This window comes from Paracoccus sp. MA, from assembly GCF_020990385.1.
GTDB lineage: Bacteria > Pseudomonadota > Alphaproteobacteria > Rhodobacterales > Rhodobacteraceae > Paracoccus.
On sequence record NZ_CP087599.1, the window covers coordinates 447,835 to 463,402 of the forward strand.

The 15,568-nt window shown below is 66.0% G+C and carries 17 protein-coding genes; 15 read left to right on the plus strand and 2 right to left on the minus strand.

All coding sequences use genetic code 11. The annotated features are described in order from the left end of the window. The first annotated feature begins 16 nt into the window (after positions 1 to 16). From rhaS to LOS78_RS21035, 6 genes are read left to right on the plus strand one after another with little or no spacing between them, the layout of a single operon-like run. Entirely contained in the window at positions 17 to 1,012 is a 996-nt protein-coding gene (gene rhaS / locus LOS78_RS21010) for a rhamnose ABC transporter substrate-binding protein (RefSeq protein ID WP_028716997.1), read from the plus strand. 60 nt (positions 1,013 to 1,072) lie between these two features. After that, positions 1,073 to 2,626 carry a sugar ABC transporter ATP-binding protein gene (locus LOS78_RS21015; RefSeq protein WP_230378614.1) on the plus strand — a complete coding sequence of 518 codons (1,554 nt, stop codon included), beginning with the start codon at positions 1,073 to 1,075 and terminating at the stop codon, positions 2,624 to 2,626. Beyond that, positions 2,623 to 3,594: an ABC transporter permease gene (locus tag LOS78_RS21020; RefSeq protein WP_230378615.1), complete on the plus strand. Its 972-nt coding sequence runs from the start codon at positions 2,623 to 2,625 to the stop codon at positions 3,592 to 3,594. Before LOS78_RS21015 ends, LOS78_RS21020 begins: the two co-directional genes overlap by 4 nt. After that, complete coding sequence (locus LOS78_RS21025) at positions 3,591 to 4,583, plus strand: ABC transporter permease (RefSeq protein WP_230378616.1); 993 nt, start codon at positions 3,591 to 3,593, stop codon at positions 4,581 to 4,583. The genes LOS78_RS21020 and LOS78_RS21025 overlap by 4 nt, the downstream gene beginning before the upstream one ends. Continuing rightward, positions 4,583 to 4,897, plus strand: a complete 315-nt coding sequence (locus LOS78_RS21030) for an L-rhamnose mutarotase (RefSeq protein ID WP_230378617.1) — start codon at positions 4,583 to 4,585, stop codon at positions 4,895 to 4,897. The genes LOS78_RS21025 and LOS78_RS21030 overlap by 1 nt, the downstream gene beginning before the upstream one ends. Beyond that, the gene (locus tag LOS78_RS21035; protein WP_230378618.1) at positions 4,894 to 6,249 is read left to right on the plus strand and encodes an FGGY-family carbohydrate kinase; all 1,356 of its coding nucleotides are present in this window, start codon (positions 4,894 to 4,896) and stop codon (positions 6,247 to 6,249) included. Before LOS78_RS21030 ends, LOS78_RS21035 begins: the two co-directional genes overlap by 4 nt. A 6-nt stretch (positions 6,250 to 6,255) precedes the next feature. On the opposite strand, the gene LOS78_RS21040 is transcribed toward LOS78_RS21035, so the two are convergent. Next, a complete protein-coding gene (locus LOS78_RS21040) occupies positions 6,256 to 6,642 on the minus strand; it encodes an IclR family transcriptional regulator C-terminal domain-containing protein (RefSeq protein ID WP_230378619.1) in 387 nt (128 codons plus the stop codon). A gap of 459 nt (positions 6,643 to 7,101) precedes the next feature. Here LOS78_RS21040 and LOS78_RS21045 point away from each other — a divergent pair, with 459 nt between their 5' ends. From LOS78_RS21045 to LOS78_RS21055, 3 genes are read left to right on the plus strand one after another with little or no spacing between them, the layout of a single operon-like run. After that, positions 7,102 to 8,115: an ABC transporter substrate-binding protein gene (locus LOS78_RS21045; protein ID WP_230378620.1), complete on the plus strand. Its 1,014-nt coding sequence runs from the start codon at positions 7,102 to 7,104 to the stop codon at positions 8,113 to 8,115. Further along, on the plus strand, positions 8,115 to 8,921 hold the full coding sequence (locus LOS78_RS21050) for an ABC transporter ATP-binding protein (RefSeq protein WP_230378621.1): 807 nt from the start codon (positions 8,115 to 8,117) through the stop codon (positions 8,919 to 8,921). Before LOS78_RS21045 ends, LOS78_RS21050 begins: the two co-directional genes overlap by 1 nt. Continuing rightward, on the plus strand, positions 8,918 to 9,685 hold the full coding sequence (locus LOS78_RS21055) for an ABC transporter permease (protein WP_230378622.1): 768 nt from the start codon (positions 8,918 to 8,920) through the stop codon (positions 9,683 to 9,685). Before LOS78_RS21050 ends, LOS78_RS21055 begins: the two co-directional genes overlap by 4 nt. A 19-nt stretch (positions 9,686 to 9,704) precedes the next feature. On the opposite strand, the gene LOS78_RS21060 is transcribed toward LOS78_RS21055, so the two are convergent. Then, positions 9,705 to 10,868, minus strand: a complete 1,164-nt coding sequence (locus LOS78_RS21060) for an IclR family transcriptional regulator (RefSeq protein ID WP_230378623.1) — start codon at positions 10,866 to 10,868, stop codon at positions 9,705 to 9,707. Between LOS78_RS21060 and LOS78_RS21065 the strand changes: the two genes are divergently transcribed. The 6 genes from LOS78_RS21065 to LOS78_RS21090 are packed head-to-tail and all read left to right on the plus strand — an operon-like array spanning position 10,855 to position 15,560. After that, positions 10,855 to 11,157 carry a recombinase-like helix-turn-helix domain-containing protein gene (locus LOS78_RS21065; protein ID WP_028716988.1) on the plus strand — a complete coding sequence of 101 codons (303 nt, stop codon included), beginning with the start codon at positions 10,855 to 10,857 and terminating at the stop codon, positions 11,155 to 11,157. The genes LOS78_RS21060 and LOS78_RS21065 overlap by 14 nt on opposite strands. Then, a complete protein-coding gene (locus LOS78_RS21070) occupies positions 11,147 to 11,920 on the plus strand; it encodes an ABC transporter ATP-binding protein (protein WP_230378624.1) in 774 nt (257 codons plus the stop codon). Before LOS78_RS21065 ends, LOS78_RS21070 begins: the two co-directional genes overlap by 11 nt. 14 nt (positions 11,921 to 11,934) lie before the next feature. Continuing rightward, on the plus strand, positions 11,935 to 12,909 hold the full coding sequence (locus tag LOS78_RS21075) for an ABC transporter substrate-binding protein (RefSeq protein ID WP_230378625.1): 975 nt from the start codon (positions 11,935 to 11,937) through the stop codon (positions 12,907 to 12,909). After that, on the plus strand, positions 12,906 to 13,745 hold the full coding sequence (locus LOS78_RS21080) for an ABC transporter permease (protein WP_084648105.1): 840 nt from the start codon (positions 12,906 to 12,908) through the stop codon (positions 13,743 to 13,745). Before LOS78_RS21075 ends, LOS78_RS21080 begins: the two co-directional genes overlap by 4 nt. Positions 13,746 to 13,791: 46 nt before the next feature. Then, the gene (locus tag LOS78_RS21085; protein WP_036698298.1) at positions 13,792 to 14,823 is read left to right on the plus strand and encodes an aromatic ring-hydroxylating dioxygenase subunit alpha; all 1,032 of its coding nucleotides are present in this window, start codon (positions 13,792 to 13,794) and stop codon (positions 14,821 to 14,823) included. Continuing rightward, positions 14,823 to 15,560: an SDR family oxidoreductase gene (locus tag LOS78_RS21090; protein WP_230378991.1), complete on the plus strand. Its 738-nt coding sequence runs from the start codon at positions 14,823 to 14,825 to the stop codon at positions 15,558 to 15,560. The genes LOS78_RS21085 and LOS78_RS21090 overlap by 1 nt, the downstream gene beginning before the upstream one ends. Positions 15,561 to 15,568 lie beyond the last annotated feature (8 nt).

The following is a 15,568-nucleotide window of genomic DNA, read 5'->3' on the forward strand; positions in this document are numbered from 1 at the left end:
CATAGGGGAGGAAGACATGAGCATTATGAGCAAGATCCTGACCACAGCCGCCATCGCCGGCGCGCTGATGACCGGCACCGCCCAAGCCGAGAACCTGCGCATCGCGCTGGTGGCCAAGGCGCTTGGCATCGGCTTTTTCGAGGCGGCCAACAAGGGTGCCCAGGAAGCCGCGACCGAGCTCGGCGATGTCGAGATCATCTATACCGGCCCGACCGACACCACGGCCGAGGGCCAGATCGAGGTCATCAACAGCCTGATCGCGCAAAGGGTCGACGCCATCGCCATCAGCGCCAATGACACCGATGCGCTGGTGCCCACCCTGAAAAAGGCCATGCAGCGCGGCATCACCGTCATCAGCTGGGATTCCGGCGTCGCGCCGGCGGGGCGCCAGATGCAGCTGAACCCGTCCTCCGCGCCGCTGATCGGCAACACGATCATCAAGCTGGCCGCCGATCACCTGCCGCCCGAGGGCGGCGAGGTCGCGGTGCTTTCGGCCACTACCACCTCGACCAACCAGAACACTTGGATCGCCGAGATGAACAAGGTCGCGGGCGACTACCCGAACGTCAAGGTGGTGGGGACGGTCTATGGCGACGACCTGGCCGACAAGTCCTATCGCGAGGCGCAGGGCCTGATGCAGACCTATCCGAACCTCAGGGCGATCATCGCCCCGACCTCGGTGGGCATCGTCGCCGCGGCGCAGGCCGTCACCGATGCAGGCAAGATCGGCGAGGTGAACGTCACCGGCCTGGGCCTGCCGTCGGAAATGGCGGGGCATGTCAAATCGGGAGCATCGAAGAGCTTCGCGATCTGGAACCCGATCGACCTGGGCTATTCGGCGACCATGGCCGCCTATCACCTGGCCAAGGGCGACGCCAAGGCCGAGCCGGGCGCCACCATCCCGATCGGCCGCATGGGCGAGATCACGCTGGACGAGAACACCGAGGCCGCCATGGCCGACCCCTTCGTCTACGATGCCGGCAACATCGACCAGTTCAGCTCGATCTTCTGACCGCCGAAACGCCCCGGTGCGCAGGGCGTGCCGGGGAACCACGCCTTAAAGGATGTGATCATGCAGGCTGATTATCGGCCGCAGGACGGCGCGGCCCCGGTGCTGTCGCTGCGCGGCATCGTCAAGACATTTCCCGGCGTGCGCGCGCTTGGCGGCGTGCGGCTCGATCTCTACCCCGGCCAGGTGACGGCGCTGATCGGCGAGAACGGCGCGGGCAAGTCCACCATCGTCAAGATCCTGACCGGCATCTACCAGCCCGACGAGGGCGAGATCCTGGTGGATGGCCAGCCCGTCGCCTTTCCCACCGCCCAGGCGGCGGGCGCGGCGGGGGTGACGGCGATCCATCAGGAAACCGTGCTGTTCGACGAGCTGACGGTGGCCGAGAACATCTTCATCGGCCATGCGCCCCGCAACCGCTGGGGCCTGATCGACCGGCGCGCCATGCGCGCCCGCGCCCGCGCCATCCTGGCCGGCATCGGCGCCGATTTGAACCCGGCGGCGCGGCTGCGCGACCTGGGCATCGCCAGCAAGCACCTGGTCGCCATCGCCCGCGCGCTCTCCATCGACGCCCGCGTCGTCATCATGGACGAGCCGACCGCCGCGCTGTCGCACAAGGAGATCGCCGAGCTTTACGAGCTGGTGGACAAGCTCAGGGCGCAGGGCAAGGCGATCCTGTTCATCAGCCACAAGTTCGACGAGATCTTCCGCATCGCTGACCGCTGGACCGTGTTCCGCGACGGCCAGTTCGTCGACCAGGGGCAGATGGAGGATGTGACCGAGGCCGATCTGGTGCGGATGATGGTCGGCCGCCCGGTCGATCAGATCTATCCCAAACGCCCGGCCCGGATCGGCGAGCCGGTGCTGACCGTGGCAGGCTACAGCCACCCGACCGAGTTCGCGGACATCACCTTCACCCTGCGCCGCGGCGAGATCCTGGGCTTCTACGGGCTGGTCGGCGCCGGACGTTCCGAGGTGATGCAGGCGCTGTTCGGCATCACCCGGCCCTCGAAAGGCGCCTGCCGGATCGAGGGCAGGGTGCGGGTCATCCGCTCGACCGCGCAGGCCGTCGAGGCCGGCATCGTCTATGTGCCCGAAGATCGCGGCCGGCAAGGCGCCGTGAAGGGCCTGCCGATCTTTCAGAACGTCACCCTGCCGTCGCTGGCGCGCACCAGCCGGGCGGGCTTCCTGCGGCTGGCCGAGGAATTCGCGCTGGCCCGCGAATACACCCAACGGCTGGACCTGCGGGCGGCGAGCCTCGATCAGGACGTGGCGCTGCTGTCGGGCGGCAACCAGCAGAAAGTCGTCATCGCCAAATGGCTGGCCACGCGGCCGCGCGTCATCATCCTGGACGAGCCGACCAAGGGCATCGACATCGGCTCCAAGGCCGCCGTGCATGACTTCATGTCCGAACTGGCGGCGCAGGGCCTGTCAGTGATCATGGTCAGCAGCGAGATCCCCGAGGTGCTGGGCATGTCCGACCGCGTCATCGTCATGCGCGAGGGCCGCATCGCCGGCGAGTTCGCGGGCGAGCGCATGACGCCGGAAAACCTGGTGCGCGCCGCGGTCGGCCTGGACCGCGATGCCCCGCGCCCCGGCGAAGGAGAAGCCGCATGAGCATGCTGAAATCGCGCGAGACCATCCTGGCCCTGGCCATCCTGGCGCTGCTGGCCGCCATCGCCAGCCGCTTTCCCGGCTTCGTCGCGCCGCGCAACCTGGCGCGGGTGCTGACCGATACCTCGCCGCTGATCCTGCTGGCGCTGGGTCAGATGGCGGTGATCCTGACGAAATGCATCGACCTGTCGGTCGCGGCCAACCTGGCGCTGTGCGGCATGGTCGCGGCGCTGATGAACGGGGCCGGGGTGCCCTTGCCGGTGATCCTGCTGGCGGTGGTCCTGCTGGGCGGGGTGCTGGGGGCGGTGAACGGGCTGCTGGTCTGGCGGCTGGGCATTCCGTCCATCGTCGTCACGCTGGGCACGATGACGATCTATCGCGGCTCGATCTTCCTGATGACCGGCGGCGCCTGGATCAACGCCCATCAGATGAGCGATGCGTTCAAGGCATTTCCCCGCACCGTCGTCCTGGGCTTGCCGGTCATGGCCTGGATCGGCCTTGCCGGCATCGCGGCCATGGCGCTGCTGTTGACGCGGACGCCGCTGGGCCGAGCCTTTTACGCGGTCGGCGGCAATCCCCATGCCGCGGTCTATACCGGCATCTCGGTCGGGCGCACGCAATGCGCGGCCTTCGTGCTTTCCGGCGCGCTGGCCGGGCTGACCGGCTATCTCTGGGTCGCGCGCTATGCCGTGGCCTATGTCGACATCGCCGCGGGGTTCGAGCTTGACGTGGTCGCGGCCTGCGTGATCGGGGGCATCGCCATCGCGGGCGGCGCGGGCTCGGTCGCCGGGGCGGTCATGGGCGCGCTGTTCCTGGGCATCATCAAGAACGCGCTGCCGGTCGTCGGCATCTCGCCCTTCTGGCAGATGGCGATCTCGGGAAGCGCGATCCTTCTGGCCATCGCCTTCAACGCGGCCAGCCGTCGCGATCCCGGCCGCATCATCCTGAAACAGGCGGAGCATCGGACATGACCACCGCGATCAACGGACGCCACATTCCCGACCGCCTGACCAGCCCCGCCGCGCGCGCGCTGAAAAGCTGGGAGGCGCTGCTGCTGGTCGTCGCCATTGCCATCTTCATCCTGAACACGCTGGCCTCGCCCTATTTCCTCGATCCGTGGAACCTGTCGGACGCCAGCTTCAACTTCACCGAAAAGGCGATGATCGCCTTCGCCATGGCCATGCTGATCGTCGCCGGCGAGATCGACCTTTCCGTGGGTGCGATCATCGCGCTGGCCTCGACGGTGATGGGCCTGGCGATGACGGCAGGCGCCTCGACCCCGGTGCTGGTCCTGCTTGGGCTGGGGACGGGTCTGCTTTGCGGGGCGTTCAACGGGCTTCTGGTCGCGGGCTTCGGCCTGCCCTCCATCGTCGTGACCATCGGCACGATGAGCCTGTTTCGCGGCGTCAGTTATATCGTGCTGGGCGACGGCGCCTTCACCGGCTACCCCGAGAGCTTCGCCTGGTTCGGGCAGGGCTATGTCTTCTGGGTCATTACGGTCGAGCTGGTGATCTTCGCCCTGGCCGCGCTGGTCTTCGGCATCCTGCTGCACCGCACCAGCTTCGGCCGCATGGTCTATGCCATCGGCAACAACGCCACCGCCGCGCGCTTCTCGGGCATCCGGGTCGAGCGCGTCCGCTTCGTCCTGTTCCTGCTCACCGGGCTGATGAGCGGCATCGCCGCGATCTGCCTGACCTCGCGGCTGGGCTCGACCCGGCCCTCGATCGCCGCCGGCTTCGAGCTCGAAGTGGTGACCATCGTCGTGCTGGGCGGGGTCAGCATCCTGGGCGGTTCGGGCAGCGTCCTGGGCGTGGTGCTGGCGGCGCTGGTGATGGGGCTGGTGACCTTCGGCCTTGGCCTGCTGAACGTTCCCGGCATCGTCATGTCCATCGTCACCGGCGCGCTGCTGATCTCGGTCATCGCCCTCCCGCGGCTCTGGGCCATGGCGCGGAGGCGGTGATGCAGAAACATGCTTTCCGGATGATGCTGAAGCCCGGCATGGCCGAGGAGTACCGCCGCCGCCATGACGCGATCTGGCCCGAACTCGTCGTCTTGCTGAAGCAGGCGGGGGTGCAAGACTATTCGATCCATCTCGACCCCGAAACCGATGCGCTGTTCGCGGTGCTCTGGCGCCCGGACGATCACGGTATGGACGATCTGCCGGCGCATCCGGTGATGCGGCGCTGGTGGGCGCATATGGCCGACATCATGGAAACCCGTCCCGACGACGAGCCGGTGGCGGTGCCCCTGATCCCGATGTTCCACCTGCCATGACCCATATCGCCGTCATCGACATCGGCAAGACCAATGCCAAGCTGGCGCTGGTCGATGGCGGGACGCTGGCCGAGATCGCCGTCGTCACCCGCCCGAACCGTTCCTTGCCCGGCCCGCCCTGGCCTCATGTCGATCTGGATGGGCATTGGCGGTTCTTCCTGACGCATCTGGCGGCCTTCCAGGCCGAGCATGGCGTGGATGCGATCTCGATCACCACGCATGGCGCTGCGGCCGTGCTGCTGGACCGGCAGGGCCGGGTGGCGGCGCGGATGCTGGATTACGAGCATTCCGGGCCGGATGCGCTGGCGGCGCGCTATGACGCGATCCGGCCGGATTTCGCGCTGACCGGTTCGCCCCGGCTACCGCTGGGGCTGAACCTCGGCGCGCAGCTTCACTGGCTGCTGGCCGCCCATCCCGATCTTGCCGGGCGCGTCGCGCATGTCGTGACCTATCCGCAATATTGGGGCTTGCGGCTGACCGGCGAACTGGCCTCGGACATGACCTCGCTCGGTTGCCACACCGATCTCTGGGATCCGTGGCAGGGCCGTTTCTCGCCGCTGGTCGAGCGGCTGGGGCTGGCCGGCCGCTTCGCGCCGGCGCGCCGCTCGAACGAGGTGCTGGGCGGGCTGTCGCCCGAGGTCGCGGGCTGGACCGGCATTCCCGCCGGCACCCCGGTCGCGGTCGGCATCCATGACAGCAACGCCTCGCTTTTCCCGCATGTGCTGGCGCGGCAGGCGCCCTTCGCGGTGGTCTCGACCGGCACCTGGGTGGTGGCCATGGCGGTGGGCGGCGCGGGTGAACGGCTGGACCCTGCGCGCGACGTCCTGGTCAATGTCAGCGCGCTTGGCGAACCCGTGCCCTCGGCCCGGTTCATGGGCGGGCGCGAATTCGAAATCATCCGCGCCGGCAGCGCGGCCAAGCCCTCCGACGCGGATCGCGCCGCCGTGCTGGATGCCGGCCTGATGATCCTGCCGGCGGTCGAGCCGGGCTCGGGCCCGTTCCGGGGCCGCAAGATGGGGTGGACCCGCCGGCCGGCGACCGAGGGGCAGCGCATGGTCGCCCTGTCCTGGTATCTGGCGCTGATGACGGCGACCTGCCTCGATCTGGTCGGGGCGCAGGGGCCCACGATCGTCGAGGGGCCCTTCGCGCGAAACGGCGACTTTCTCGACATGCTGTCGGCCTTGCGCGGCAAGGGCGTCGAAACCGCGGCCTCGGCCACCGGCACCTCGGTCGGCGCGGCGCTTCTGTGCCTGCCCGACGCGGCGGCCGCATGCAGCACGCCCCGGCCCCCACCCGCCAGCGCCGAGTCGCTGCGCGCCTATGCGCATCAATGGCGCGCAGCGGTGGGGTGAGGGATGTCAGCCATATCCAAGGGCCGTCGAAGCGGCGCGTCCCGCGGCGGTCAGCAGCCGGACATATTCCGGCTTGCGCGTTTCGTCGAAGCGGATCAGCGGGAAGGCGATGCTGATTGCCGCGACCGACTTGCCGGCATGGTCCAGGACGGGCACCGCCATGCAACGTACGCCGGCCTCGCTTTCCTCGATTTCTTCGGCATAGCCCTGCGCGCGGGCCTGCATCAGTTGCGCAAACAGCTCGTCCGGGTCGGTGATGGTGCGAGGCGCGAGCTTCTTCATCTCCATCTTCGACAGCCTTTCGCGGATCTCGTCATCGTCGCGAAAGGCCAGCAGCGCCTTTCCCAGCGAGGTCGAATGCAGCGGGTTGCGCTTGCCCAGGGTGGATTGCATCGACAGGTATCCGGCTCGATCATCCGCTCGATCCGGGGCAGACCCGCCGGAAGATGCCCGCGGTTGCGGCGTGCGGTTCGACGCGGAGGCGTGCCGGGCGCCGCCGCGGCGTCCTGCCGCGCCTCGACCTCGGCCACCGCTGACCGAGATAAAGCGCGTGAATGGTTCGTGGCAGCTGGTCTATTGCTGGACCCATGTCCGGCGTGAACCCCGTCGACTATCTCGCCGAAGCCGTCCGCGCCATCCTTGACGGGAACCCCAGATCCCACATCGAAGACCTCATGTCCTGGCGGCACCCACAGCGGCCAAGCCTGCTTCCACAGCCTCCATGATCATGTCATTGCAGGGGAGTGGTCCAAAGCCCTACCGCTTCGAGCGTTTTGCTGGTGAAACACGCGCTTTGCCCGTGGCATACTGTCGCACAGGCTCGGTTGCGCAGAACAGGTAGGACGCACGAACATGAACCCACTGACGATTGGCCGCCGCGATTTCCTTCGCGGTGCTGCCGCATCCGCCGCGACACTGGCGCTTGCCAGTCCGGCTGCGGCGGCTGGAACGGCATTCCGTTTTATCACTCCATTCTCATTCTCCCTGGCTTTCGCCCCCGTGCTCTATGCCGAAGCTGCGGGCTACTATGCGGAAAATGGTCTGGATGTGGCGATAGAAGCGGCGCAAGGGGCGGCGATGGCGGCGCAGATGGTCATCGCGGGACAGATGGATGCAGGCCGAACCGGGGGCACGAACTATCTCGTCTCGCGCGTCAACAACGATGCGCCGCTGATCTCGATTGCGACCATCGCCCAGATATCGCCGTTTTTCCTGATTTCCTCGACGCAAGAGCCGGTGCAGGCCGTGGCCGATCTGAAGGGACGGACGGTTGGCCTTGCCAGCCTTGGCGGCTCGATGGAGGGCACGCTGGATCTTTTGCTGATCGACAACGGCATCGATCCGAAGGAGGTTCGCAAGGTCAAGGTGGCGGACAACGCGGCCTCATTCGCGCTGATCGAGGCCGGGCGGGCCGGGGCCTTTGTCGGCAACACCTCGTCGATGATCCTGGCCAGTGCCGCGCGCAGCGATGTGCATGCCATTCCCATGGATGACGGCATGCCCGGACAGGTCTATGTCGCAAGTCCCGCCGAGATCGAAGCGGCCCCCGAAAAATTCATCGCTTTCCTGAAGGCCACCCATCGATCGGCCCGCGAGATAGCTGCCGCCGAGGATCTGGGGCCGGTCCTTGAGAAGCTTGTCGGAAAATTCACCATTTCCGGGGCCAGTGATGCGGAACTGGCCAAGCGCGACCTGGAAACCAATGCCCGGAACTGGATGGCCAGGGGCCCGGAGAACCTGCTTCGCAACGTGCCCGAGATCTGGGCCCATGCGGTCGAGACCCTGCACCGCGCCGACATGCTGGACGCGGCACCGGATCCGACGACGCTTTACACCAATGCTCTGCTGGAAAGGGCGGTGGCGTGATGGCTTTCGACCAGTCGCCGCAAGGCCCCGACATCGTTGTTTCCGGACTGGACAAGGTATTTGGCCATGGGGAAACCGCGGTCCATGCCATCACCAACGCCAATCTCAGCCTCGAAAGGGGCGAGTTCCTGTCGCTTCTGGGCCCTTCGGGCTGCGGCAAAACCACGCTTCTGCGTATCATCGCGGGGCTTGAGGCACCGACCTCGGGCAATGTGCAGATCCGCGATCGGCAGGTCTGGGCGTCCGGCCGGCGTTCGAACGGAGCGACACGACCGGTTTCGATGATGTTCCAGGAGGCGCGGCTGTTTCCCTGGTATACCGTCGCCGAGAATGTTGCCCTGCCGCTGCGCATCGCGGGCATCGGCCGGGCCGAGCGCATGGCGCGGGCGCGGCGGATCTGCGAGACCGTCGGCCTTGGCGCCTTCGTCGATCATCGGCCGGGCCAGCTGTCCGGCGGCATGCGGCAGCGCGCCTCGCTGGCCAGGGCGCTGGTGACCGAGCCGCAGGTGCTGCTGCTGGACGAGCCCTTCGGGGCGCTGGACGCGATGACCCGCGATACGCTGAACCTGGAACTGATGGAGGTTTGCGCCCGGGCCAAGGTGACGACGATTCTTGTCACCCATTCCATCACCGAGGCGGCTTTCCTGTCCGACCGGGTGGCGGTGCTGGCGCCCCGGCCGGCAAGGATCGTGGAAACCATCGAGATGCCGTTTCCCCGGCCCCGGGATCTGGACCTGCAGCGCACGTCCGGCTTCCAGAACATGGTGGGACGACTGAGGAAGGTGCTGACGGAGGGCGCGGCATGAAAGAGAAAACCCTGCGTATCGTGCTGCCCGTGATCGCGGTGCTGCTGTTTCTGATCGGCTGGTCGGCCTATGTCAGGACATCGGAGGTTTCGGCTTTCGTCCTGCCCGCGCCCGAGCAGATCCTGCTGGCCTTGTCCGACATGATCGCCGACCCGGATTTGTGGTATCACACCCGCGTCACGATGACCGAGGCGGTGGCCGGGTTCGGCATTGCTGTGGGGCTTGGCATCACGCTGGGCTTCGTGATGGCCCGGGTGCCGCCTGTGGAATGGGCGGCCAAGCCCTTCATCGTGCTGATGCAGCTGATCCCGAAAATTGCGCTGGCTCCGCTGTTCGTGCTGTGGTTCGGGTTCGGACTGGAATCCAAGATCGTGATTGCGGCCGCACTCGCCTTTTTCCCGGTGTTCTCGAACGCGCTGCAGGCGTTCAAGTCGGTCGATCCAGAAGACCGGGACGTGATGACCATGTTGCAGGCCAATCCCTGGCAACGCTTCGTCATGCTCGACCTGCCCACGGCCTTGCCCGTGGTCCTGACCGGTACCGAGGTTGCCGTGGTGATGGCGATGATCGGTGCCATCGTGGGCGAGTTCATCGGCGGCAGCGAAGGGCTGGGCTATCTGGCAGTCATGCATTTGCAGAATCTTGCTGTCCCACAGCTCTTTGCCGTCATCGTGGTGTTGACGCTTGTGGGATTGGCGCTTTACGCGGTGATCTCGCAGTTGCGGCGCTGGCTGACTCCCTGGCACGTCTCGGTGATCGGCTGAGAAGGAGCTGCCCGGCGCGCTATACCTGCGCGCCGAGCAGCGAAGACAGGCGTTGTGCAGTGCTGTGCACGCCGTCTGCAATTGCCTGGCGGCGGTCGCTGTTCGGCTCGAAGGCGCTTTGCCGGCCGGAGAGGCTGATCGCCGCGACGGGCCGGTTGGAATGGTCCAGGATCACTGCCGCGCAGGAGCCGATACCTTCCTCATAATTGGCGACCGACCAGGCCAGCCCCTCGGCCCTGTCGGCATCGAGCTGCCTTTCCAGTTGCTCAAAGGTCACCGCCGTCCGCGAGGTGATCGCCGCCAGCTTCCCGTCTGCCAGGAGATCGCGGACCTCGGCGCGCGGCATATGGGCAAGGATGATCCGGCCCATGACGGTGGCATGGGCGGGCAGGCGGCTGCCTTCGCGGATATTGCTGACCAGTTGCACTTCGGGCGTCTCGCGCACCAGAACGATGACATCGGTTCGCGACAGCACGCCCAGATGCGCCGAAAGCCCGGTCTCGGCCGCCAGCCGCGCCAGAAGCGGTCGGGCCAGACGCACCACATCGCGCGAGGACAGCATGCTTGCCGTCAGTTCCAGCAGCCCATAGGACAGGATGTAGCCGCCGCCGTCCTCGTCGCGCTCGATCATGCCTTCGCGTTCCAGCGTATGCAGCAGACGCAGGAGCGTGGTGCGGTTCATCTCCAGAGCTGCCGCGGCCTTGGACATGTTCCGGCAGCGATTGCCGGCACTGATATGGCGCAGCAGGCTGAAGGCGCGGCTGACGGGTGGAACCTCATAGCTGGGATTCGGATCGATGACCGATTCGGTCGCCGGTTTGGCGGTCGAGCGTGGAATGGGAGCCTCCCGGAAAATCCATGAACGATATTTTCTATAATGAACAATTCCTGTCTTGCCGCCAAGCCATGTTCTGCCGGTCGGCGGCCTGGATCGCCGCTGATGCGGCAAATCCTTTGTAATCAATCCGATATCGTCAAGCACGCCGGCGTCGCCGCATCCCGCCCTCCTGGATCGGATGCCATGAGCGCAAGATGAACGCCGTCCAATGACGAGTTTTGTTGACAGCCATGTCGCGGCGTTACTATTATGAACATAACGTTCAATAATGAACGAAAACACCGGACTTGCCGCCAGGCGACTTGGGCCGGTGGAAAACAGGAGGTTAGAAATGGACGTCTTCAAGGATCGCCTCTCTCAGCGTGCGCTGGATACCAGCCGCCCCGCGCTTGCCCATCAATGTCAGGGCAGGCCGTTGAGCGACGCCGAGATCGCGCTGAAAGACGCGCTGATGGAAGTGTTCGCCGCCGGGACGCATGATTTTACCCGGGTTGCCGCCGAATTGGCCTCGCGCGGGGTTGCGGCTCCGGTCTCGGGCCGCACGGACTGGACCGAGGCGCTGCTGCTGCAAGAACTGTCCGCGATCAATGCCGATCTCGACGCTGCCTATCGGGATCACGGCTATGGCGCTTGAGTTCCGCCATGTGACCAAGCGTTTCCCGACCAAGACGGGCAAGGAAGTCACCGCAGTCCAGGACGTGACCTTTACCGTCAACCAGGGGGAGTTCGTTTCGGTGGTCGGGCCCTCGGGCTGCGGCAAATCGACCATCCTCAGCATGACCGCCGGCCTTTATGGCCCGACCGAGGGCGAGGTTCTGGTTTCGGGCGAGCGGGTGAACGGGCCCAACCCCCATGTCGGCTTCATGCTGCAAAAGGACTTGCTTTTGCCTTGGCGAGACATTGTCTCGAACGTCGAATTCGGTCTGGAATCGCGCGGCGTCGACAAGCATGCCCGCCGCACGCGCGCCATGCAGGAACTGGTGCATTGCCATCTGGAGGGCTTCGAGCACCATTACCCCTATCAGCTGTCGGGCGGCATGCGGCAGCGCGCGGCACTGGCGCGCACGCTGGCCATCGACCCCGAGATCATTCTTCTGGACGAGCCGTTCTCGGCCCTGGACGCTCAGACCAAGCTGCTGATCCAGAACAGCTTCGCCAAGGTCATCGCCGAGCAGCGCAAGACCACGCTGCTGATCACCCATGACCTGGCCGAGGCGGTGCTGATGTCGGATCGCATCCTGGTCCTGTCCGAGCGCCCCGGCAGCGTCCTCGCGGAAATCCCGGTCGACCTGCCGCATCGCGACGAGCCGCTGAAGCGCAGCACGCTGAAAGAGGTCGGCGACTATGCCGCGCAGATCTTCACGCTGCTGAAACTGGAAGAGAAAGCCGTCGCCTGATGAGGGGGAATGCCATGAAATCAGTCTTTTTCTCGGCAGCCTTTGCTGTCTCGACCCTGGTTTCCGCCGCTGCGCTTCAGGCGCAGCAGGCCGTGACCTATCTTTTTCCCGGCCCCGATTTTCTGCCGGCCTTCGCGCCCTTCCAGCTTGCCAAGGGCAAGGGCTATTTCGAGGAGGCCGGGCTGGACGTGACCTTCCGCGTCGGCAAGGGCGGCGCGGATGTGGCCACGCAGGTCGCCGTCGGCAATGCCGATCTGGGCGGCGGCATCGGCGACACGCCGATCGTGGTGCGTCCCAACGGGCTGGACGTAAAGGGGGTGGCGCTGCTGGGCGGGCATGGCCTGACGCAGCTCGCCTGGCGCAAGGACAGCGGCATCGGCGGGCCCGAGGCGTTCAAGGGCAAGCGCATCGGGGTGCTGTCCTATCAGGACACCACCTATTATAACCTGCTGGGCGCGCTGGCTTCGGTCGGACTGACCAAGGACGACGTGCAGATCCAGTCGGTGGGGCCGGGCGGGGTGATCCAGCTGACCATCGCCGGCGAGCTGGACGGCATGTCCGGCGTTCCGGAATGGATCGCTGCCGTCGAGGCTGCCGGCGTCGAGATGGAGCAGGTTCCCGTCGAGACGATCTTCCCCGCCATGGCGCAGGCCATCATCGCCTCGGATCGCACCATTGCCGAAAAGCCCGAGATGGTCGGCAGTTTCGTCAACGCCGTCCTGCGCGCGATCCGTGACATCGAGGCCGATCCCGCCAAGGCGGCCGCAGACTATGTCGGTTTCGTGCCGCAGCACGCCGGCAAGGAGGCGGAAGTCGAGGCGATCCTGCGCGAATACGCGACCAAGGTCTATCCGGCGCAGGAAGGCCTGCCGCTGGGCGGCTTCGACCCCGAACGCCTGACCGCCGTGCAGACGTTCTATGTCGATCACGGCATCGTCCAGACCGCCGTGCCTGTCGAGGATCTTTATACCAACGAGTTCGTCAGATGACCGATGCGACACATGACACCCGCCCTGCGGCGCGACTGGCCGGCCGCATCTCCCAGGCGACCTATGCCGTGATCGAAAAGCGGGTCCAGACCGCGGTGTCGCTGGCCATATTGGGGCTGGTTCTGCTGGCCTGGCAGTTCCTGCCTCCGGCGCTCGACATGCCGCGCTATATCATCCCCACCTTCTCGCAATGCCTGTCCGAACTGCTAAGGATGTACCAGTCCGAGGGGCTTGCAGGGCATACGATCTCTACCGCGATCTATACGGTGCTCGGTTTTGCCATCGGCTCGGCGCTCGGAGCGGCGATGGGCTATCTGCTGGGCATGTCGCGCTTTTGGGAAAAGGTGCTCTCGCCTTATATCCTGGCGCTGCAGATCGCGCCCAAGGTCGCCTTCGCGCCGCTCTTCATCATGTGGTTCGGCTACAATGCCATGCCCAAGCTGCTGGTGGCGGTGTTGATCGTGTTCTTCCCGGTGCTGGTCAACGTGCTGCAGGCGATGCGCACCGTGGACCGCGATCTTGTCAACCTGGCCCGCGCCTATTCGCTGAACCGCTGGCAGATCTTCCGCAAGATCGAGATGCCGTCGACCCTGCCGAACCTGATGGCGGGACTGCGCATCGCCTCGACCCTGGCCGTGATCGGCATCACCGTAGGCGAGCTGGTCGGCGGCAACAGCGGGCTTGGCTACCTGATCGCCTATGGTGGCGGACAGGCCAATGCGGCGATGGTCTTCAATGCGATCATCCTGCTGACCGTGATCGGTTTCGCGCTCTACCTGGTCCTGGAACGGATCGAGGCGCGGGTATTGCACTACATCCCCAGGGCTCAGGGCTGAGGCGGTCGCCGCCTCCCTCCATCTCACCTCCGAAGGATATTCAGCCATGATCGACAAGAAGACACTGATCGAGGAACGGGTGAACTCCGGCCTTTTGGGCCAGTGGTATCCGGTCGCCAAATCCGTCGAGATCAAGAACACCGTGCCCTATGGCGCGATCGTGCTGGGCCGCAAGCTGGTGCTCTGGCGCGACGGCGCCGGACAGATCAAATGCATCGAGGACTTCTGCCCCCATCGCGGCGCGCCCCTGTCCTATGGCGAGATCCACGAGGGCAATATCGGCTGCCGCTATCATGGCGTGATCGTGGACGGCGAGGGCGTGGTGCAACGCGTGCCCGCCATGCCGGAATGCGCATTGGAGGGGCGCAAGGCGCTGGAAAGCTTCCACGCCACCGAGCACAGCGACTGTGTCTTCGTTTACATGCCCTCGGCCGAGCAGCCCGAACCGCCCGAGCTGGTCATGCCGAAGGAGCTGGAATCCGACGAATGGACCGGCTTCCTGTGCACCTCGGTCTGGGATTGCAACTATCGCTATGCGCTCGACAATCTGGCAGACCCGATGCATGGCTGCTACCTGCACTCGGAAAGCTTCACCCTCGCCTTCGGTTCCAAGCAGGATCTGATGGAGTTGAACAAGACCGAGGAGGGTTTCCGCATCTCTCGCGTCGGGCAGGTCGGCGCGAACTTCGACTGGACCGAATTCGAGGTCCATCCCGGCAACATGTTCTGCTATCTCGACATTCCCTATCCGCCGGCGGCGGGGCCGGGCGGCAACATGCGCATCGTCGGCTTCGTGCTGCCGGTCGCCGAGCGTCGGTGCAAGGTGTTCTTCTGGCGGCTGCGCCAGGTTTCGGGGATCGAACGGGAAAGCTGGCGTTTCCTTTACCGGGCGCAGCTGGAACAGAACCACTGGCATGTGCTGGAACAGGATCGGGTGATGCTGGAGGGCATGCCCGACGATGCCCGCAAGCGCGAGATGCTCTATCAGCACGACCTGGGCGTCAGCCGGATCCGCCAGATCCTGACACGGGCGGCGAAAAGCCAGATCGAGGCCGAAACCAGGGTCGCGGCGGAATGATGCTGCGGGGGCGCCATATCCTGGTCACCGGCGCGGCGCGGGGCCTGGGCGAGAAGATCGCCGAGCGCCTTGCCGCCGAGGGCGCGCGGCTGATCCTGGCAGACCTGCTGGCCGAGGAGGGCCGGGCGGTTGCCGACCGGCTGGGGGCGGCGTTCGTGCCGGTCGATCTGGCCGACCCGGCCGCCATCGCGGCCATGGCCGAGGCCGCGGCGGCGCAGGCGGGCGGGTTGCTGCACGGGCTGGTCAATAACGGGGCCATCGCCACGGGTATCGGCGGCATCACCCATGACGAGATCGACATCGAGACCTGGGACAGGGTGATGGCGGTCAACATCCGCGGCACCTGGCTGGTCACCCGGGCGCTTGCCCCGCTGCTGAAGGCATCGGGTTCGGGCCGCGTGGTCAACGTGGCCTCGGATACCGCGCTGTGGGGCGCGCCGCGGCTGATGGCCTATACTGCCTCGAAGGGCGCAGTGATGGCGATGACCCGCTCCTACGCCCGCGAACTCGGCCCCGACCGGATCGGCGTCACCGCCGTTGCGCCGGGCATCCTGACCACCGAAAGCACCGATTACGTCCCCGAGGCGCGGCATCGCCTTTATGCCGAAGGCCGCGCCGTGCCCGGTCCGCAGACCCCCGAGGAGATCACCGGCACCATCGCCTTCCTGCTGGGCGAGGACGCGCTGACCCTGACCGGGCAGACCCTGCCGGTCAATAACGGCTTCTGGTTCAACTGATGGGGTTT